Raw genomic sequence first — 17,707 nt, forward strand, 5'->3', positions numbered from 1 at the left:
GCCCGCGGCAGATTCGCCGTCGGCAGAGGGCTCAGCCAGTCCGCTTCTCCCGCAGCTCCCGGAAGAACGCCCGCACGTCGCCGACCAGCAGATCGGGCTCCTCCATCGCGGCGAAGTGCCCGCCCCGGTCGTACTCCGTCCAGCGCAGGATGTTCTCCGTCCGCTCCGCCTTGTGGCGCAGCGGGATCTGCGGGTCGCCGGCGAAGGACGCCACCGCGGTCGGCGCGGTCGAGGGCTCGGTCGGGGCGGCGATCCGGTCGCCCTTGGCATGGGCTCGCTCGTAGTAGACCCGGGCGGACGAACCCGCCGTGCCCGTCAGCCAGTACAGCATCACGTTCGTCAGCATCATGTCCCGGTCGACGGCCTCCTCGGGCAGCTCCTCAGAGTCCGTCCACTCCTGGAACTTCTCGACGATCCAGGCGAGTTGACCGACCGGCGAGTCCGTGAGCGCGTACGACAGGGTCTGCGGCCGGGTGGACTGCACGTGGAAGTAGCCCGTCCCGTCCCGGAACCACTGGGCCCACCGGCGCCACGAGGTGAGCGTGCGTTCCCGCTCCTCGGGGCTCAGCGCCTCCAGCTCCTCGGGGGTGGGCTCGGTGGCCGCCTGCGCGCCGGGCAGCAGGTTGAGGTGGATGCCGATGGCCCGGTCGGGGTGGACACGGCCCAGCTCGCGGGAGATCCCGGCGCCCCAGTCGCCGCCCTGGGCGCCGAACCGTTCGTAGCCGAGGCGGGTCATCAGCTCGACCCACGCGTCGGCGATGCGGCGCGCCTCCCAGCCGGTCTCCCGGGTGGGCCCGGAGAAGCCGAAGCCGGGAATGCTCGGCAGTACGACATGGAAGGCGTCGGCGGGGTCGCCGCCGTGCGCGGCCGGGTGCGTCAACGGCCCGACGATGTCGAGGAATTCGACGATCGACCCCGGCCAGCCGTGCGTGATGATCAGCGGGGTGGCGTCGGGCTCGGGGGAGCGGATGTGCGCGAAGTGCACGTGCGCGCCGTCGATCTCGGTCGTGAACTGCGGCCACTCGTTGAGCCGCGCCTCGGCCGCCCGCCAGTCGTACTCGTGCCGCCAGTACCGCACGAGCTCCCGCAGATAGTCCCGCGGCACGCCGTACGCCCAGCCCACCCCCGGGAGTTCGTCGGGCCAGCGGGTGCGGTCGAGCCGCTGATGGAGATCGTCGAGGTCGCTCTGCGCGAAGTCGACACGGAAGGGCTCGATGCGTGGGGTCTCTGAAGAAGTCATGTCCGCGCATGTTATTGCCGGGGCGGACGGGCATGCCGGGGCATTTTCCGGGCGGAGCGGTGGTGTCGGCCCGCGCGCCGCCGATGAGTTTTCGGATGAGGATCAGTCGACAGAGATGACGACGTTTCCCGCCCCGAGGAGGTACGCATGCCCGCCGACGGTTTCACCACGTGTCTGTGGTTCGACGGCCAGGCCGAGGAGGCCGCGCACTACTACGTCTCGATCTTCAAGAACTCCCGGCTCGGCAGGATCGACCGCTACACGGAGGCCGGGCCCGGCCCCGCCGGTTCCGTCCTGACCGCTGAGTTCGTGGCCAACGGACAGAAGTTCGTCGCGCTGAACGGCGGCCCGCAGTTCACCTTCGACGAGGCCATCTCGTTCCAGATCGACTGCGAGGACCAGGAGGAGGTGGACCACTACTGGAACAGGTTCATCGGCGACGGCGGCGAGGCAGGCCCCTGCGGCTGGCTCAAGGACAAGTACGGACTGTCCTGGCAGATCGTCCCGACCCGGCTCATCGAACTGATCCGCGACGCCGACCCGGCGAAGGGGGCCCGGACGATGCAGGCGATGCTCCAGATGGGCAAGCTGGACATCGCGGCCCTGGAGAAGGCGCACGCGGGGGAGTAGCGGACCGGCGCGGCGGCCGGCCCGCCCTCCCGGAAGCGGGATCAGGCGAGCCGGCCGCTGTGCAGTGCCGTGTACGCGCCACCCCGGCGCAGCAGCTCCTCGTGCGAGCCGACCTCCCGGACGACCCCGTCGCCCATCACCCCGTACACCCCGAGCGCCGCCCAGCCCTCCAGGCGGCTTCGGTCCGCGTAACGAGTGGGTTTCCCGGGTTAATTTCCGCGTGCTGGGGGTTGGCGCGGAAGCGTCCCCTCGTTATCGTTCACGGACTTCACTCAATCGTTCCGCTGAACGAATAGCGAGAAGGACGGTCGGTCCATGCCCGACATCCACCACCCGGGACGGCGGTCGGTCCTCGGCGCGGGAGCCGCGAGCGCCGCGGCACTCGGTGCGTCCTGGCTGCTCACCGGCTGTACGGGTGCCGCGGCCGCGCCCGTTCTCCCCGCCGCCGCGAAGAAGGGCGCCCCCGACCGCGGCGGCACCCTCCGCATCGCCCGGCCGCCCGCCTCCGACGCCGAGACCCTCGACCCGGCGAGCGCCCTGTCGGCGTACGAATATCTGGGCGCTCTCTACAACCGGCTCGTCCGCGTCGACGCGCAAGGCGACCTAGCCCCCGACCTCGCCGAGTCCTGGGAGCCCGACGCCAGGGCCCGCACCTGGACCTTCCACCTCCGCAAGGGCGTCACCTTCCACGACGGCCGGGGGCTCACCGCGGCCGACGCGGCCTACACCCTGCGCCACATCCTCGACAAGGCGACCGCCTCACCCCAGGCCGCCGTCCTCGCCCCGCTCATCGACCCCGACATGCTCCGCACCCCCGACGACCACACCCTCGTCGTCCCGCTGAAGACCCCCAACGCGGAGTTCCCGAGCCTTCTCACGCACTACAACTGCTATGTCGTCCCCGACGGCAGCACCCGCTCGATCGGCCGCACCGGCATCGGCACCGGCCCCTTCAAGCTGGAGTCGTTCACCCCCGCGGGCCCCGGTCGCGTCACCGCGTACGCGGACCACTGGCAGGGCCGCCCCGTCCTCGACGCGATCGCCTTCTACTCCGTCGCCGACATGTCGGCGCGCTCGAATGCCCTGCTGGCAGGCCAGGTCGACCTCCTCTCCCAGACCAACCTGGACTTCGCGACGGCCCGCGTCGTCGCCGCCTCCGACCGCGCCACCATCGCCCGCGTGAAGAACGCCCAGTGGTACGTCCTGCCGATGCTCACCACCGAGAAGCCCTTCACGGACGTACGGGTGCGGCAGGCGATGAAGCTCGCCTACGACCCCGAGCACGTGGTCAAGGTGGCGTTGCAGGGCGCGGGCACCGCAGGCTGGGACAACCCCGTACCGCCCAGCGACCCCGCCCACATCGCCGCGCACCCGAAGCACGACCCGGAGCAGGCGAAGTACCTGCTCAAGCAGGCCGGGCACGAGGGTCTCGCGGTCGACCTCCACACGTCCTCGTACGACCCGATCTTCACGCCCATGGCTCTCGCCTACCAGGACTCGGCCAAGCGCGCCGGCATCCGGATCAAGGTCAGGACGGCCGCGGCGGACTCGTACTACACGCAGATCTGGATGAAGAAGCCGCTGATGGCGACCTATTGGTACACCGGCAGACCCGTCGACCAGCTCTTCACCCAGGTCTTCCGCAGCGGCTCCGCGTACAACGAGACCGCCTGGTCCGACAAGGACTTCGACGCACTCCTCGACCGGGCGCGCCGCGAGACGGACGACAACCGCCGCCGCGAACTGTACGGCGAGGCGCAGACCTTCGTCGTCGAGGAGGGCGGGGCGATGACCCCGATGTTCGCCGACCGGCTCGTCGGCATCTCCCGGAAGGTGCGCGGATACGCCGAGCACGGCTTCGAGTTCGACTACCTCGGCATCGGCCTGAAGGGAGCCTGACCATGGTCTCCTTCATAGCCCGCCGGGTGGCCGCCGCCCTCGGCACGCTCTTCCTCTCCTCCGTCCTCGTCTTCCTCGCCGTCCAGGCCCTGCCCGGCGACGTCGCCACCCAGGTCCTCGGCAAGGACGCGACACCGGATGCCGTGGCCGCGCTCCGAGAGAAGCTGAAGCTCGACCAGCCTGCCTGGGAGCGGTACGTGGACTGGGTGCGCGGCGCCCTGCACGGCGACTTCGGTGCCTCCCTCGTCTCCGGGAAGGCCGTCGGCGGCGAGGTCTCCCTGTACCTCGCCAACTCGGCGCTGATCGCTCTGATCACCGTCCTGTTCGCGGTCACCGGCTCGATCGTCCTCGGCATCCTCGCGGGCCTGTACCGCGACCGCTGGCCCGACCACCTCATCTCGACCGTCAGCCTCGTCGGCATGAGCGTGCCCGAGTTCGTGGTCGCGACCGTCCTGGTGCTCTGCTTCTCGATCGCGCTGCCGTGGTTCCCGGCGGTCGTGCTCTACGGCCCCGAGGCGAGCGTCGGTCAACTCCTGCCCGCCGTATGGCTTCCCGCGCTCGCCCTCGCCGTCGTGATGGCCGCGTACATCGTGCGCATGGCCCGCACTTCGGTGATCGACGTGATGGCGAGCGAGTACATCACCACGGCCCGCCTCAAGGGCCTGTCGACCTGGCGGGTCGTCACCCGGCACGCCCTGCCCAGCGCGCTGCTCCCGACGCTGCACGTCATCGCGCTGAACGTCGCCTGGCTGGCCGGCGGAGTCGCCGTGGTCGAGAACGTCTTCAACTACCCGGGCATCGGCAAGCTGATGCTCTCCTCCGTCCAGAACCGCGACCTGCCCGTCATCCAGGCCATCGCCCTGATCAGCGCCGTCGTGTACGTCGCCTGCAACCTCGCCGCCGACCTCGGCGCCATGGCCCTCAACCCGAAGCTCCGCACGCGAGGGAGGACCCGATGACCACGCTCGACACCGCCCCGTTGGCCGCGCCCGCGACCGCTCCGGCGCGCGCCGCCCGCGCCTGGCGCACCCTGCGCTCCTCGCGCGCCGCCGTGATCGGCCTCGCGATCGTCGCCGTCCATGTGCTGATCGCCCTGCTCGCCCCGCTCCTCACCTCGTACGACCCCATTGCGGGCGACGCCTCGCACGCACTGCTCGGCCCGAGCCGGGACCACTGGGCGGGCACAGACCAGTACGGGCGAGACGTCCTCGCCCGCGTGCTGTACGGCGGTCGGTACGCGCTCGGCGTCTCCGTCGCCGCGACCCTGGTGACCGTCGCCCTCGGCACGGTCGTGGGCTGTGCGGCGGCGCTGCGCGGCGGCTGGTTCGACGACGTGCTGGGCCGGGTCCTGGACGCGGTGCTCTCCGTCCCGTCGATCCTGGCCCTGCTCGTGATCGTGACGGCGCTGGGCACCGGGCCGGCGGTCATCGTCTTCGCCATCGCCGTGGTGTACGTGCCCCAGGTCGTACGAGTGGTGCGGGGCGCGGCACTCGCCGTGGTGCCCGCCGACTACGTGACGGCGGCGCGGGCGCGTGGCGAGGGAACCTGGTCGATCCTGCGGCGCGAGATTCTGCCGAACATCACCGACGTGGTGTGCGTGGAGTTCGCGATGCGCGCCTCGTGGGTCGTGCTCCTCATCTCCTCGCTGTCCTTTCTCGGCTTCGGCGCCGATCCGCCGACCCCCGACTGGGGGCTGATGGTCGCCGAGAACCGCACCGCCATCACCGTCGTGCCAATGGCGAGCCTTGCGCCGATCATCGCCCTGGCCACGCTCGTGGTCGGGCTCAACCTCGCGGCCGACGGCCTGTCCAAGGCGTGGGGCGTCGACCGGATCAGGGAGGGCTCCTGATGGCCGCCTCGATCGTTTCCGTGCAGTCCCTTTCCGTGGCCTACCGTTCGGGCGGGCGTGATGTGCCGGTCGTGCACGAGGTGTCCCTGGAGGTTTCCAAGGGCCGGACGCACGCCCTGGTCGGTGAGTCCGGCAGCGGCAAGTCGACCGTCGCCGCGACGCTGCTCGGGCATCTGCGCCACGGGTCCCGGATCACCGCGGGCTCGGTGCTCGTCGACGGGCAGGACGTCTTCGCCCTGCCCGCAAAGGAGTTGCGGCGGCTGCGCGGCGGGACCGTCGCCATGGTCGCCCAGAACGCGGGCCACGCGCTGACACCGTCCATGCGGATCGGGCGGCAGATCGCGGAGGCGGGCGGCGAGGTGCCGGTCGTCGATCTGCTCGAACAGGTCCGGCTGCCCCGCCCCGTCGAACTCGCCCGCCGCTATCCGCACGAGCTCTCCGGCGGTCAGCAGCAGCGCGTCGCCATCGCCATGGCGATCGCGGCCCGCCCGAAGGTCCTCGTCCTCGACGAGCCGACGACCGGCCTCGACGTCGTCACCCAGCGCGGCGTCCTCGACCTGATCGGCGCCCTGCGCGACGAACTGGGCCTCGCGGCCGTGCTGGTGAGTCACGACCTCGGAGTCGTGGCGCACATGGCCGACGAGGTGACCGTGCTGCGGTCCGGCCGTGTGGTGGAGTCGGCGCCCACTCGCCGACTCTTTTCGATGCCCCAAGACCCGTACACCAGACGCCTGTTGGCGAGCGTGCCGCGCCTCGATGACACCGGTCTCGCGCTCGTCGGGGAGTCGGGGGAGCGGGAGGTGCGCCCCAGGGCGCGGGTGTCGGAGGGCTCAACGGTGGCGGTCTCCGCGTGCGACATCACGATCGACTACGGGTCGCAGCGCGCCGTGCACGGAGTCTCCTTCGAGGTGCGGCGCGGCGAAGTGCTCGCGCTTGTCGGGGAGTCGGGCAGCGGCAAGTCCACGCTCGCCTGGACGCTCGCCGGCCTGCGCACCCCGTCCGGCGGCACGATGACCCACGAGTCGGGCGACCTGGCCCGCCCCGCGCAGAAGCGGCCGTCGTCCCTGCGGCGGCGGGTCCAGCTCGTCTTCCAGAACGCGGACACCTCACTGAACCCGCGCCGTTCGGTGGGTGACGCGGTCCGCCGTCCGCTGCGCTTCTTCGGTACGGCCGGCACGCGTACGGAGGCCGCGGTCCGTGCCCGGCAGCTCATCTCCGACGTACGCCTCGACCCGGCCCTCGCCGACCGGCTGCCCGCCCAGCTCTCCGGTGGCCAGCGCCAGCGCATCGGCATCGCACGGGCGTTGGCGGGCGAGCCGGACGTCCTGATCGCCGACGAGATCACGACGGCGCTCGACGTCTCCGTTCAGGCCGATGTACTCCGGCTCCTGGACGACCTGCGCCGGGAGCGCGGGTTGGCGTGTCTGTTCATCAGCCACGACCTGGCCGTCGTACGGGGCATCGCGGACCGTGTGGTCGTGCTGCGCCACGGAGTGGTGGTCGAGGAGGGGCCCACGGACACGGTCTTCGCCTCGCCCGGTCACCCCTACACACGCCAACTGATGGCAGCGGCCCTCGAACCCGACCCGGACGCACGACCGTTCGTCGAGGGGACCGCCGACTGGGCGGACGCGGCCGAACCGGACGACCTGTGGACCGACCACGGCCACGGCCACCGGGTGCGCCGCTGGCGTCCGGCCGGCCACCCCGCCACCGAAGGAGTGTCGTGAAGTACTGCGAGCAGTTCGAGCACCAGGTCGTCCGCGAGGACGTCTGGATCCCCACCCGCGACGGGCACACCCGCCTGCACGCCCGCATCTGGCGTCCCGTCGGCGCGGACCCGGTGCCCGCGCTGCTCGAATACCTCCCGTACCGCAAGAGCGACTGGACCGCGCCCCGCGACGCCGAGCGCCACCCCTGGTACGCCGGGCACGGCTACGCCTCCGTCCGCGTCGACATCCGGGGCCACGGCGACAGCGAGGGGACGCCGGGCGACGAGTACGACGCGCAGGAGCTCGCCGACGGCGTCGATGTCGTCCACTGGCTGGCGGCACAACCCTGGTGCACCGGCAAGGTCGGCATGTTCGGCATCTCCTGGGGCGGCTTCAACTCCCTCCAGATCGCGGCCCTCGCGCCCGAGCCGCTCAAGGCGATCGTCACGGTCTGTTCGACGGACGACCGCTACGACAACGACGTGCACTACACGGGCGGCGCCCTCCTTGGCGTCGACATGCTCGCCTGGGCCGGCACGATGCTCGCGTTCGCCTCCCGCCCGCCGGACCCGGTGAGCGTCGGCCGGGACCGCCGGCTACCCATGTGGCGCGAACGCCTCGACTCCCTCGAACCCTTCCTGCACACATGGCTGGAACACCAGCAGCGCGACGACTACTGGCGGCACGGCAGCGTCTGTGAGGACTACGGCGCCATCGACGCGGCCGTGCTCGCGGTCGGCGGCTGGCACGACCCGTACCGCGACACCGTGCTGCGGCTGGTGGAGCACCTGCCGGGCGATCGCGTTCGGGGACTGATCGGGCCCTGGTCCCATCAGTATCCCGACCGCGGGCTGCCCCCGGGCCCCGCGATCGGTTTCCTCCAGGAGACCCTGCGCTGGTGGGACCAGCACCTGAAGGGCATCGAAACCGGTGTCATGCGGGAGCCGTTGCTCCGTGCCTGGATCAACGACGCCGTCCCACCCGCCACCTCGTACGACGTCATGCCCGGCCGTTGGGTGGGCGACGCCGACTGGCCATCCGCAGTGGTCACGTGGGACGAGCGGACCTTGGGGGCGGGTGACGCCCCCGTACTCGTACGATCCCCTCAGCACACCGGCCTCGACGCGGGCCGCTTCTTCCCCTTCGGCAACGCCAGCGACCTCCCGCCCGATCAGCGCGAGGAGGACGGTCGCTCGGTCTGCTTCGACTCGGCGCCGCTGGCGGAGCGCGTCGAGATCCTGGGCCGCCCGCGCGTCCGGCTCCGGCTCGACAGCGCGACCCCGCGCGCGAACGTGATCGCCCGCCTCTGCGCCGTCGCCCCCGACGGCTCGTCCACACTTGTCACGCGCGGCGTGCTGAACCTCCTGTCCCGGCACGGGCGGGACCAAGCCGTGGAGTGGACGCCGGGGACGTACGAGGACGTCGAATTCGAGCTCAACGGCATCGGGTACGCCTTCCCGCCCGGCCACCGCATCCGCGTTGCCGTCTCCGACGCGTACTGGCCGTGGGTGTGGCCGCACGGCGAACGCGGCGAGCTGAGCGTCGTACCGGCGCGCAGCGCGCTGCTCCTGCCCGTACGGGAGGCGGCGGACGAGCCGCCGATCCACTTCGAGGAACCCGAGCAGGCGCCGCCGCTCCCCGTGACCTACGACCGGCCCGCCGATCCGCGGCCGGAGCGACTGGTCACCCACGACGTCGCCGCGGGGGAGTGGACCCTGCAGGTCGACCCCAACTACGGGGGATCCCGGACGTATCCCGACGGGCTGCGCTACGAGGAGAGCGCCCGCGAGACATACCGCATCCACGCCGACGATCCGCTCTCCGCCTCCGCTGTCTCCGAGTGGAAGATCCGGCTGGCCCGCGGGGAGGATGAGGACGCGGAGATCGTTACGCGGACGGAGCTGCGGGCCACGGCCGTGGACTTCATCATGGACAGCCGCGTCGAAGCGCGGGCGAACGGAGAGACAGTGGTCAAGCGCGCATGGCACCGCACCACCCCGAGGACGTCGGCATGAAGCCCGCCAAGACCCCCCGCCGTGCCGTCGCCGCCGCCGACCGCACCCGCCAGCCCACCGAGGTGCGCCGCCGTCTCATCGTGGAGGCCGCCGTACCGCTGATCGCCGAGCGGGGTTACGCCTCGGTGGGGGTGCGCGACGTCGCCGCCGCGGCCGGGGTCTCCGTCGGCACGGTCACCTACCACTTCGGAAGCGTCCAGGAGATCCTCTCCGAGGCGATGGTGCTGCACATCGAGCGGTACTACGCGGCGCTCAGCGAGGCCGCCGAACAGGCCACCAGCGGGGCCGAGGCGCTGCGGCTGCTCGTCGACGCGCTGTTCACCGAGGACACCGACCGGCACTGGCGCATGTGGTTCGACTACTGGAACGCGGGCGACCAGGACCCGGACCAGTCCTTCGCCCGCGGCCAGGCACAGCGATACGACGCCTGGCACACCCAGATCCGCGAACTGGCCGAACGGGGCGTCACCGACGGCGAGTTCACCTCCGACGACCTGGACGGCTTCACGGTCCGCTTCGCCGCCCTCGCCGACGGTCTGGCCCTGCAACGGCTGCGGCAGGCACCCCCGCTGAGCACCGAGGACGCGCGCCGCCACCTCAATCGCCTGGTCGAGACGGAGCTCGGAGGGCGGTCGTGAGGCGCTCGCCGGGCCACGGAGAATGGTGACCGGCACCGAACAGGAGGAGCTCGAATGTCCCGCTACCGCGAGCTGAAGTACAGGTTGGTCACGACGTTCCAGCGGCGGATCGGCAACCCGCTCCTCAGGCGGCTGCCGACGCAGACCCTGCTGGAGACCAGGGGACGCACGTCCGGACTTCCGCGGTGGACACCGGTCGGCGGGCGCCTGGTGGGGCGGGAGTTCTGGTGGGTCAGTGAGTACGGCGAGCGGTCGCAGTACGTGCGCAATATTCAGGCGGATCCAAGAGTTCGGGTCAGGGTCAGGGGGCGGTGGTACGCCGGCATCGCCCATCTGATGCCCGAGGACGACGCCCGAGCGCGGCTGAAGAGCCTGCCGCGGTTCAACAGCGCCGCGGTGCGCGTGATGGGCGCAGGTCTTATGACGGTGCGGGTCGACATCACTGACTGAGGCCATGCGTGGAGACGGCGGCGATCTCTTCCGCGACCCGCGCCAGGCTCTCGCGCGGCTCCGCCGGTGAGATCACCTCGACCACGGTGCCGAAGGCGAGCAATTGCTGCGCGGCGCCCAGGGAGCGGAAGTGCATCTCCAGCTCCACGTGTTTTGCGGTGTCGTCCGCGGCGGGCAGTGTGTCGGCGCGCTGCGGGGTGAGGAGCATCTGCCGCCGCACCCCGGCCAACTGCGCGAGAAGTCACTGGCGAGGCAGTCCTGAGGCCCGTCATCAGGCCCGTCAGCGGACGTGGCCGGCGATGACCCGGGTGATCGCACGCGTGATGCGCACAATGCCGGGGGAGCGGACCGGGCAGGGCTTGGGCGTGGACGTGGTGGGCGCCAGACAGAAATGCAGATAGTCGTCGTCGCGGTGCAGGGCGGTGCGGCCTTGGCCCGGCTGGGTGCAGTACGCCGGATGATCGTGCTCGTACGCGGTGCACGGCAGATACTGCGCCCAGGTGTACCGGGCCGAAGCCGGGCTCACCGCCTTCCCGGCGTCGGCGATCAGATGGTGGGAGGCGCCGGCACGCAGTTCGTAGAGCGCGTTCACGGTCCGGACCCGGTCGGGGGTGATCGGGTCCGGACCCTGCGACACCCACACGATCCTGGGCCGCCGCGCGCCACCCGCGTCCGCGATCTGCTCGGTCAGCCGCTTCATGTCGGCCTCGTACCGCTTGAAGTACGCGGACCGCTCCTTGTCGTACGTGATGCCGTCCATACAGGGCGTGTAGCCCCAGGAGTTGCCCCAGAACTGCAGCACCACGAAGTCCGGTCGCAGCGAGCGCACCAACGCGGCGGCCTTGTCCGAGGGCGGTACGAGGGACGACTCGCCGGTCCCTTCCAGGTAGTCGCAGAGAGTGGTGCCCGAGTACGGGGCGCTGGTGTACCGCGCGTCCAGTTCCTCCCGCAGCAACTGTCCCAGCACCTTCTGGTTCTCCATCGCGAGTGAGTCCCCGAGATAGAGCACGGTGGGGGCCGTCGCCTTCGTCGGCCCCGGGGTGGCGGCGGGCCGCTGGTGGGTGGTGGAGGTCGGGGACGGCGAGGCCGCGGGCGGCGCGGGAGCCGACGGCGCCGCCTGGGGCCCCGAGGCCGGATCCCCGCACGCGCCGAGGAGCAGCCCGGCCAACAGCACTCCCACGATCCAAGGCTTCCGCATGAAGCAACTCCCGCCCCGCCCACCGAAAGAGCTCCCCAGGCAAGCACAGCCGGACGGAAGGGGGAAGACATGCGTAGGCCGCGGGACGTCCGGGCCGGGAAGACCCGAACGCCCCCGCGCCGACCGTGTCACCTCACGGCGTTATCCCACCACTGCACGCAGCCCCCGGCTCGGGCGTCTGCTCGCCCTGGACGTACTTGTCCAGGAACTTCCCGACCCGCGCGTCGGACGACTCGTCCACCTTCAGTTGATGACCCCAGGCGCTCAGCACGATCGGCGAGGACTGGTCCTCGTACGGACTCATGAAGGTGTACGAGGTGTTGGTGACGCGGTCGGTCAGTGCGGAGACGTCGGTCTTGGACGCCTTGTCGTTGTACGTGATCCAGACGGCGCCGTGCTCCAGCGCGTGGACGGCGTTCTCGTTCGGGACCGCCTTGGTGTAGACCTGCGCGTCGCAGTTGACCCAGACCTGGTTGTGGTCGCCGCCCACGGGCGGACTCATCGGGTAGTCGACCGCCTTGTCCACATGGTTCTGGGTGAGCTTCGACCAGCTCTTCACGCCCGCGACCGGGGCGGCCTTCGCCTCTTCCTTGTCCTGGGCGGCGTCGATGAGGTACCAGCCGCCGCCGACGAGGCCGGCGATGATCACGGCGCTCGCGGCGATCACGAGGACGCGGCCTCGGCGTTCCCGGGCCTGTTCGGCCTTGCGTATCTCTTCCAGACGGGCGCGGCGTGCCGCGCTCTTGGCCTTCGCGTTGGATGAACCCATGGGTATGTACGTCCTTCTCCCCGCCCTGCCCCCGCGGGCATGGCGGTGCTGCTGCTGTCGACGGGATCGGAGAACGGGCCGGAGTACGGCCCGGGCCCTGTCGGCTAGATCCGAAGAAGCTGCAGTTCGTGGAGATCGGGAGGACGGGGACCGCCCGGAGTCCGGGACGGGTCGAGCGGGACGCGGACGAGAGCGGTCCCCGGCTGCTCGACCGCGGCCGTGCGGTCCGCCCCGACCAGCGGCGGGTGGCCGAGGACGCCGTGATGGCCCGCTCCGTTGCAGCGATGCTCGTCGGGACACTCCTGGCACGGGGTGACGTCCGCGTAACTCTTGCCGCCGTCGTCCAGGCGCTCCTGCGCCGTCATGATGAAGAGGGGCGGCGACACCACCGGCTCGGCCGCCTGCGCCGGGCCGGAACCGGCGCAGAAGAGCACGGAGGTGGCCAGCGCCAGCACGATCACCACCAGCGGGCGCGTCCACGGCCCGCGGGCACGCGGCAGCGTGACGCGAGGAAACCACACACGGGGCATGGGGACGCCTGAACAGTCGGAGGCCGGAAGATCGAGCGTCGTCGAAATTATCAGACTGGCTCGGCCAGTTCGTCCCCGGCGTGCGACCGGTCGAGTCTCATGCCGTCGAGTCTCACGCCGGGGGTCGGTGGCGGATGCGGGCGGCCAGCACCGCCACGTCGTCCTCCGCGTGCCGGGCGTCGAGCTGTTCGAGCACCTCGTCGAGGATCTCGTCGACCCCTGTCCCGGGATGCAGCCGCAGCTCGGCCAGTCGGGCGAGCGAGGCGTCGATGTCCTCCCCGCGCCGCTCCACCAGGCCGTCGGTGAACATCACCAGGGTGTCCTGGGGGGAGAGCGTGCGGGTGGCCGGTTCGTAGCCGCCCACACCGGTGCCCAGCGGGGGGCCGACCGGCACCCGCAGCAGCTCACCGGTGCCGTCCCCGGCAAACACGACCGGCGGCAGGTGCCCGGCACTGGCGATCGCGGCCGTGCCGCGGGCGGGGTCGACCTGGACGAGCAGACAGGTGGCCGGACGCCGGGTGCCGTCCTCGGAGACCGCGCTGTCGAGGCGGCGCAGTACCCGGTGCGGCGGCAGATCCGTGGAGGCGACGTAGCGGAGCGTCGAGCGATAGGCGTTCATGTCCACCGCGGCTTCCAGACCGTGCCCCATGACATCGCCCACGACCAGCAAGGTCCGCCCGAAGTGCAGCCGCACGGTTTCGAACCAGTCCCCGCCCACGAGGACGCCGCCTCCGGCCGGCAGATGCCGGGTGGCCAGGTCGAGGTTGGGATGCGGGCGGCCCGGCTCGGCCAGCAGCGCCCGCTGGAGGTCGAGCACCGTACTGCGTACGGCGTTGTGCTGGCGTGAGTGGCCGAGGTGAACGGCCGCGAGCCGTGCCGCGTAGTGCGTGACAGTGGTGTCCCGTTCGGTGAAGGCCGGCCCGTGCCGGACGGCCAGCAGAACCCCGTACAGACGGCCGTGCGCGAGCAGTGGCACGGTCATGACCTGGCGCGGAACCCGTCCCGACAGGTCGATCGACGCGGTGATCGGATGCCCCTCGTCGATGGCCTGGACGGACAACGGCCGCGCGCCGTGCGCGGCCCAGGAAGTGAGCAGCTCGGACCGGCCGGCCGCGGCGACACGGGACAGGTCGGGGTCGTGCGGGCACCGCGTGGCGGGGGTGTCGGTGGGCAGCAGATCCACGGCGGCGGCGTCGCAGACCTGCTGGCAGGCGAACTCCGCGAGCTCCGCACAGGTGGTCTCCTCGTCGAGTGTGCTCCCGATCGCTTCGACGGCGTCCTCCATCGCGGCGAACGGCGTCCCCGCACCCGCAGAGTCCTCACCGCCTCGGTCAGCCATGTCACCTCCACCGCACACCCTGGGTCCATCCACGCACGCGCGCGGCGGGCCCGCATGCTCAGTGCCGCGGCGGGAGGTCGTTCACCAGCACGGCCGCCCCGTCGAACCGGCCGGCCTTGAGGTCCCGCAGGGCCCGCGGCGCCTCGGACAACGGGTAGGTGTGCGTGGTGGCACGTACGCCGTGGCGGGCCGCGAGCGCCAAGAAGGCCCGTCCGTCCTCGCGCGTGTTCGAGGTGACGCTGCGCAGCTCCTTCTCGTAGAACAGCTCGCTCTCGTAGCGCAGCGGCGGAGTGTCGCTCAGATGGATCCCGGCGATCGACAGGATCCCGCCCCGGTCGAGCGCCCGCAGGGCGACCGGCACCAGGTCGCCGACCGGCGCGAACAGGATCGCGCTGTCCAGCGGCTCGGGCGGCTCGTCGTACGCGCCGCGGGCGGACGCGGCCCCGAGTGCGAGCGCGAGCCGACGCGCGAGCGGGTCACGCGTCAGTACGTGCACAGTGGCGCCCTGCGCGAGGGCGAGCTGCGCACACAGATGGGCGCTGCCGCCGAACCCGTACAGCCCGAGCCGTCCGCCCGGCGGCAGCGCGGCCCGCAGCAGGGCGCGGTAGCCGATGATGCCCGCGCACAGCAGCGGTGCCAGCGTGACGTCGTCCATGTCGCCGGGCAGCCGATAGGCGAAGGCCGCCGGGACGGTCGTGTACTCCGCGTAGCCGCCGTCGGCGTCCCAGCCGGTGTACTGCGAGCCCGGGCAGAGATTCTCGGCCCCCCGCGCGCAGTACCCGCACGTGCCGTCCGTACGGCGCAGCCAGGCGACGCCCACCCGGTCGCCGACCCCGTAGCCGGTCACGTCTTCGCCCGCCGCCGCGACCACGCCGACGACCTCGTGGCCGGGCGTCACGTGCGGCCGGTGCACCGGCAGGTCGCCCTCGCTGATGTGCAGGTCGGTACGGCAGACCCCGCAGGCGCGGACATGGACGAGGAGCTCGTCGGCCCGCGGCGTCGGGACCGGCCGCTCGACGAAGCGCAGCGGCTCCTGCTCGACCGGCCCGGGCCGGGCCACTTCCCACGCGCGCATCATGCCGTGTCCCGTCCCGTTCTGCCCGTCCCGTCGACGACCACCCGTGCCCGCTCTCCAGTGTGGTGCAGGGCGCCCCGTTCGGCGCGCGGCCCGTGCGGAGGCTGGCTAGCGTGAAAACGACGGAACCCGCCGAACCAGGAAGAGTGGCACGCCATGGCCGTACAGCCTGAGGGAACGCCCTGTTGGGCCGACGCGATGTTCAGCGATGTCGAGGGGGCGAAGAGCTTCTACGGTGACGTACTCGGCTGGACGTTCGGCGAGGCGTCCTCGGAGTACGGCAACTACACGCAGGCTTACGCGGACGGCAAGGCGGTGGCCGCCGTCGTGCCGCCGATGCCCGGTCAGGAAGGCCAGTCCACCTGGTGCCTGTATCTCGCGTCACCGAATGTGCACGCCACCGCCGAGAAGATCACGGCCAATGGCGGGGAGGTGCTGATGAAGCCGATGCAGGTCGGTGACTTCGGCTCGATGCTGATCGCCCGTGACCCGAGCGGTGTCGTCTTCGGCGTGTGGCAGGCCGGAACCCACGAGGGCTTCGAGGCGAAGGCCGTGCCCGGCGCGTACTGCTGGGCCGAGATCTTCACCCGCCAGCCCGAGAAGTCGGACGCCTTCTTCCCGGCCGTCTTCGGGTACGGCGCGAAGCAACTGGACGATGGCGCGATCGACTTCAGGCTGTTCGACCTCGGTGAGGAACCGGTTCTGGGCCGTATGAAGATGACGGACGAGTTCCCGCCCGAGGTCCCGTCGTACCTCAACGTCTACTTCACCGTCGAGGACTGCGACGCCGCTGTCGCGAAGGCGACCGAGCGTGGCGCGATCCTGCGCTTCGGCCCGATGGGCAGTCCCTTCGGCCGGTTCGCCGCCCTCAGCGACCCGCAGGGCGCCCCGTTCTCCGTGATCGACATCACGACGACCGAGGGCGCGATGCCCGAGACGATCGACGTGTCCTGAACGGACGGTGACATAAGAACGGATGGTGACCTGAGCGTGCTCCGGCTCGCCCCTGAGGAAATGGCGGAATTCCTCCGTGGCGAGCCGGTGCTCTTCACCGCGGGGCAACCAGGCGCATACGGCCACGCTGCTGGGCCTGCGACTGCTGGGCACCGACGGGCGGATCCGGGAGAGCGCGCCTCCCGCGGTCGGTGTCCGAAGGACGGCGCCGAGCTGAGGGGCGCCTTCCGGTCCGGCCGGGGCCTTCGCCCCGAGCGAGAGCCGCCGCCGGTCCGTGGCATGATCGGGGACATGCTTGAACGCGTTGTGGCCGCCTGTGACGGGGCTTCGAAGGGAAACCCGGGACCGGCCGGATGGGCGTGGGTCGTCGCCGACGGCAAGGAGACCCCGACCCGCTGGGAGGCCGGCCCGCTGGGCACGGCGACGAACAACGTCGCTGAACTCACCGCGCTGGAGCGCCTGTTGACGGCGATCGCCCCTGATGTCCCGCTGGAGATCCGGATGGACTCCCAGTACGCGATGAAGGCCGTCACGACCTGGCTGCCCGGCTGGAAGCGCAAGGGCTGGAAGACCGCCGCCGGAAAGCCCGTCGCCAACCAGGAACTGGTGGCCCGTATCGACGAACTCCTCGACGGCCGCACCGTGGAGTTCCGCTACGTCCCCGCCCACCAGGTCGACGGCGACCGCCTCAACGACTTCGCCGACCGCGCCGCGAGTCAGGCCGCCGTCGTCCAGCAGCCCGCGGGCAGTGACCTCGGCTCCCCTGAGCCCCCGCCCTCCCCCGACACCCCCGCCCCCTCCACCCGCCGCCGCTCCTCCTCCGCCAAGGCGCCCCGGCAGGGCACATCGACCCGCACGATCAAGGCCAAGTTCCCCGGCCGCTGCCTCTGCGGGCGCTCGTACGCCGCGGGCGAGCCCATCGCCAAGAACGATCAGGGCTGGGGGCACCCCGAGTGCCGCACGGCCGACGCGTAGCGGGGCGGCCGGTCACCGAGGCGCGCTGACGGCCAGACCCTCGTCGAGCTTCGCGACGACTGCGGCGGCAAGGGCCGCAGGGACGTCACGCGCCGTCCACCGCTCGACGAGTCCGAGGAAGCCGACCAGCGCGCCCCGCACGGTACGAGAACCCGCCCAGCTACATCCGCCTCCCACCGGCGCATATGTTCGCCCTGCTCGGCCGGCGGCACTTTCCGCTGCTGCCCCATATTCCGCCGCAGCTTACTTCCGCATCGACCGCGCGGCCGGACAACTGGAGACCCTGCGTCGGTTCAAACGCTGGCTGGGGCCAAGGGTGGCGCGCACGGTGCAGGCCCGTTCACGCCGGTAGCCGCCCTCCCGCAAGGAGTGCGCGCGTTGAGTGAATAGTGATTCACCACTAGGGTGAATCACTATTCACCCATGTCTGCGCG

The 17,707-nt window shown here is 71.4% G+C and carries 18 protein-coding genes and 2 pseudogenes; 11 read left to right on the top strand and 9 right to left on the bottom strand.

Features of this window, described 5'->3' with window-relative positions; genetic code table 11:
• Window positions 1-31: 31 nt before the first annotated feature.
• Window positions 32-1,240: an epoxide hydrolase family protein gene (locus ACX28W_RS29010; RefSeq protein ID WP_459002623.1), complete on the bottom strand. Its 1,209-nt coding sequence runs from the start codon at window positions 1,238-1,240 to the stop codon at window positions 32-34.
• 147 nt (window positions 1,241-1,387) lie between these two features.
• On the opposite strand from ACX28W_RS29010, the gene ACX28W_RS29015 reads away from it, so the two are divergent.
• The gene (locus ACX28W_RS29015) at window positions 1,388-1,870 is read left to right on the top strand and encodes a VOC family protein (protein ID WP_459002625.1); all 483 of its coding nucleotides are present in this window, start codon (window positions 1,388-1,390) and stop codon (window positions 1,868-1,870) included.
• A gap of 41 nt (window positions 1,871-1,911) precedes the next feature.
• On the opposite strand, the pseudogene ACX28W_RS29020 reads toward ACX28W_RS29015, so the two are convergent.
• Window positions 1,912-2,010: pseudogene (locus tag ACX28W_RS29020) on the bottom strand (ABC transporter ATP-binding protein); the annotation flags it as partial.
• Window positions 2,011-2,185: 175 nt separating this feature from the next.
• Here ACX28W_RS29020 and ACX28W_RS29025 point away from each other — a divergent pair.
• Genes ACX28W_RS29025 through ACX28W_RS29055 form a run of 7 tightly spaced genes read left to right on the top strand, consistent with a single transcriptional unit; the run spans window position 2,186 to window position 10,433 of the window.
• Window positions 2,186-3,769: an ABC transporter substrate-binding protein gene (locus ACX28W_RS29025; RefSeq protein WP_459002627.1), complete on the top strand. Its 1,584-nt coding sequence runs from the start codon at window positions 2,186-2,188 to the stop codon at window positions 3,767-3,769.
• Window positions 3,770-3,771: 2 nt separating this feature from the next.
• Window positions 3,772-4,728: an ABC transporter permease gene (locus ACX28W_RS29030; protein ID WP_459002628.1), complete on the top strand. Its 957-nt coding sequence runs from the start codon at window positions 3,772-3,774 to the stop codon at window positions 4,726-4,728.
• Window positions 4,725-5,618 (top strand): ABC transporter permease, encoded by an 894-nt coding sequence (locus ACX28W_RS29035; protein WP_459002630.1) that lies wholly within the window; start codon window positions 4,725-4,727, stop codon window positions 5,616-5,618. The genes ACX28W_RS29030 and ACX28W_RS29035 overlap by 4 nt, the downstream gene beginning before the upstream one ends.
• The gene (locus tag ACX28W_RS29040; RefSeq protein WP_459002632.1) at window positions 5,618-7,348 is read left to right on the top strand and encodes a dipeptide ABC transporter ATP-binding protein; all 1,731 of its coding nucleotides are present in this window, start codon (window positions 5,618-5,620) and stop codon (window positions 7,346-7,348) included. The genes ACX28W_RS29035 and ACX28W_RS29040 overlap by 1 nt, the downstream gene beginning before the upstream one ends.
• On the top strand, window positions 7,345-9,345 hold the full coding sequence (locus ACX28W_RS29045) for a CocE/NonD family hydrolase (RefSeq protein ID WP_459002634.1): 2,001 nt from the start codon (window positions 7,345-7,347) through the stop codon (window positions 9,343-9,345). The genes ACX28W_RS29040 and ACX28W_RS29045 overlap by 4 nt, the downstream gene beginning before the upstream one ends.
• A complete protein-coding gene (locus tag ACX28W_RS29050; protein WP_459002635.1) occupies window positions 9,312-9,983 on the top strand; it encodes a TetR/AcrR family transcriptional regulator in 672 nt (223 codons plus the stop codon). Before ACX28W_RS29045 ends, ACX28W_RS29050 begins: the two co-directional genes overlap by 34 nt.
• Before the next feature lie 54 nt (window positions 9,984-10,037).
• A complete protein-coding gene (locus ACX28W_RS29055) occupies window positions 10,038-10,433 on the top strand; it encodes a nitroreductase/quinone reductase family protein (RefSeq protein ID WP_459002637.1) in 396 nt (131 codons plus the stop codon).
• Here the strand turns inward: ACX28W_RS29055 and ACX28W_RS29060 are convergent.
• The 6 genes from ACX28W_RS29060 to ACX28W_RS29085 form a co-directional block, all read right to left on the bottom strand.
• Window positions 10,423-10,641: a WCX domain-containing protein gene (locus ACX28W_RS29060; protein WP_459002638.1), complete on the bottom strand. Its 219-nt coding sequence runs from the start codon at window positions 10,639-10,641 to the stop codon at window positions 10,423-10,425. The genes ACX28W_RS29055 and ACX28W_RS29060 overlap by 11 nt on opposite strands.
• A gap of 72 nt (window positions 10,642-10,713) precedes the next feature.
• Complete coding sequence (locus ACX28W_RS29065) at window positions 10,714-11,631, bottom strand: SGNH/GDSL hydrolase family protein (protein WP_459002640.1); 918 nt, start codon at window positions 11,629-11,631, stop codon at window positions 10,714-10,716.
• 133 nt (window positions 11,632-11,764) lie between these two features.
• Entirely contained in the window at window positions 11,765-12,400 is a 636-nt protein-coding gene (locus tag ACX28W_RS29070) for a DUF3105 domain-containing protein (RefSeq protein ID WP_459002642.1), read from the bottom strand.
• Between the two features lie 104 nt (window positions 12,401-12,504).
• Window positions 12,505-12,930, bottom strand: coding sequence for a hypothetical protein (locus ACX28W_RS29075; RefSeq protein WP_459002643.1), 426 nt, complete (start codon window positions 12,928-12,930; stop codon window positions 12,505-12,507).
• A gap of 112 nt (window positions 12,931-13,042) precedes the next feature.
• Window positions 13,043-14,269, bottom strand: coding sequence for a PP2C family protein-serine/threonine phosphatase (locus ACX28W_RS29080; RefSeq protein ID WP_459002645.1), 1,227 nt, complete (start codon window positions 14,267-14,269; stop codon window positions 13,043-13,045).
• A 58-nt stretch (window positions 14,270-14,327) separates the two neighbouring features.
• Complete coding sequence (locus tag ACX28W_RS29085; RefSeq protein WP_459002713.1) at window positions 14,328-15,344, bottom strand: zinc-binding alcohol dehydrogenase family protein; 1,017 nt, start codon at window positions 15,342-15,344, stop codon at window positions 14,328-14,330.
• A 156-nt stretch (window positions 15,345-15,500) separates the two neighbouring features.
• On the opposite strand from ACX28W_RS29085, the gene ACX28W_RS29090 reads away from it, so the two are divergent.
• Both ACX28W_RS29090 and ACX28W_RS29095 read left to right on the top strand, forming a co-directional pair.
• Complete coding sequence (locus tag ACX28W_RS29090) at window positions 15,501-16,298, top strand: VOC family protein (protein WP_459002646.1); 798 nt, start codon at window positions 15,501-15,503, stop codon at window positions 16,296-16,298.
• Window positions 16,299-16,577: 279 nt separating this feature from the next.
• Complete coding sequence (locus ACX28W_RS29095) at window positions 16,578-17,273, top strand: ribonuclease H family protein (RefSeq protein ID WP_459002647.1); 696 nt, start codon at window positions 16,578-16,580, stop codon at window positions 17,271-17,273.
• Between the two features lie 12 nt (window positions 17,274-17,285).
• Here ACX28W_RS29095 and ACX28W_RS29100 read toward each other — a convergent pair whose 3' ends face one another.
• Entirely contained in the window at window positions 17,286-17,414 is a 129-nt protein-coding gene (locus ACX28W_RS29100) for a hypothetical protein (RefSeq protein ID WP_459002648.1), read from the bottom strand.
• A gap of 2 nt (window positions 17,415-17,416) precedes the next feature.
• Between ACX28W_RS29100 and ACX28W_RS29105 the strand changes: the two are divergent.
• Window positions 17,417-17,625, top strand: a pseudogene (locus ACX28W_RS29105) (FAD-dependent monooxygenase); the annotation flags it as partial.
• Between the last annotated feature and the right edge of the window lie 82 nt (window positions 17,626-17,707).

The sequence above is a fragment of the Streptomyces sp. SD15 genome (assembly GCF_054462255.1).

Bases quoted from the DNA above. Each gene is read 5' to 3' on its own strand.
- ACX28W_RS29010 (WP_459002623.1), bottom strand. From the start codon at position 1,240: ATGACTTCTTCAGAGACCCCACGCATCGAGCCCTTCCGTGTCGACTTC.
- ACX28W_RS29015 (WP_459002625.1), top strand. From the start codon at position 1,388: ATGCCCGCCGACGGTTTCACCACGTGTCTGTGGTTCGACGGCCAGGCC.
- ACX28W_RS29025 (WP_459002627.1), top strand. From the start codon at position 2,186: ATGCCCGACATCCACCACCCGGGACGGCGGTCGGTCCTCGGCGCGGGA.
- ACX28W_RS29030 (WP_459002628.1), top strand. From the start codon at position 3,772: ATGGTCTCCTTCATAGCCCGCCGGGTGGCCGCCGCCCTCGGCACGCTC.
- ACX28W_RS29035 (WP_459002630.1), top strand. From the start codon at position 4,725: ATGACCACGCTCGACACCGCCCCGTTGGCCGCGCCCGCGACCGCTCCG.
- ACX28W_RS29040 (WP_459002632.1), top strand. From the start codon at position 5,618: ATGGCCGCCTCGATCGTTTCCGTGCAGTCCCTTTCCGTGGCCTACCGT.
- ACX28W_RS29050 (WP_459002635.1), top strand. From the start codon at position 9,312: ATGGCACCGCACCACCCCGAGGACGTCGGCATGAAGCCCGCCAAGACC.
- ACX28W_RS29055 (WP_459002637.1), top strand. From the start codon at position 10,038: ATGTCCCGCTACCGCGAGCTGAAGTACAGGTTGGTCACGACGTTCCAG.
- ACX28W_RS29060 (WP_459002638.1), bottom strand. From the start codon at position 10,641: ATGCTCCTCACCCCGCAGCGCGCCGACACACTGCCCGCCGCGGACGAC.
- ACX28W_RS29065 (WP_459002640.1), bottom strand. From the start codon at position 11,631: ATGCGGAAGCCTTGGATCGTGGGAGTGCTGTTGGCCGGGCTGCTCCTC.
- ACX28W_RS29070 (WP_459002642.1), bottom strand. From the start codon at position 12,400: ATGGGTTCATCCAACGCGAAGGCCAAGAGCGCGGCACGCCGCGCCCGT.
- ACX28W_RS29075 (WP_459002643.1), bottom strand. From the start codon at position 12,930: ATGCCCCGTGTGTGGTTTCCTCGCGTCACGCTGCCGCGTGCCCGCGGG.
- ACX28W_RS29080 (WP_459002645.1), bottom strand. From the start codon at position 14,269: ATGGCTGACCGAGGCGGTGAGGACTCTGCGGGTGCGGGGACGCCGTTC.
- ACX28W_RS29085 (WP_459002713.1), bottom strand. From the start codon at position 15,344: ATGCGCGCGTGGGAAGTGGCCCGGCCCGGGCCGGTCGAGCAGGAGCCG.
- ACX28W_RS29090 (WP_459002646.1), top strand. From the start codon at position 15,501: ATGGCCGTACAGCCTGAGGGAACGCCCTGTTGGGCCGACGCGATGTTC.
- ACX28W_RS29095 (WP_459002647.1), top strand. From the start codon at position 16,578: ATGATCGGGGACATGCTTGAACGCGTTGTGGCCGCCTGTGACGGGGCT.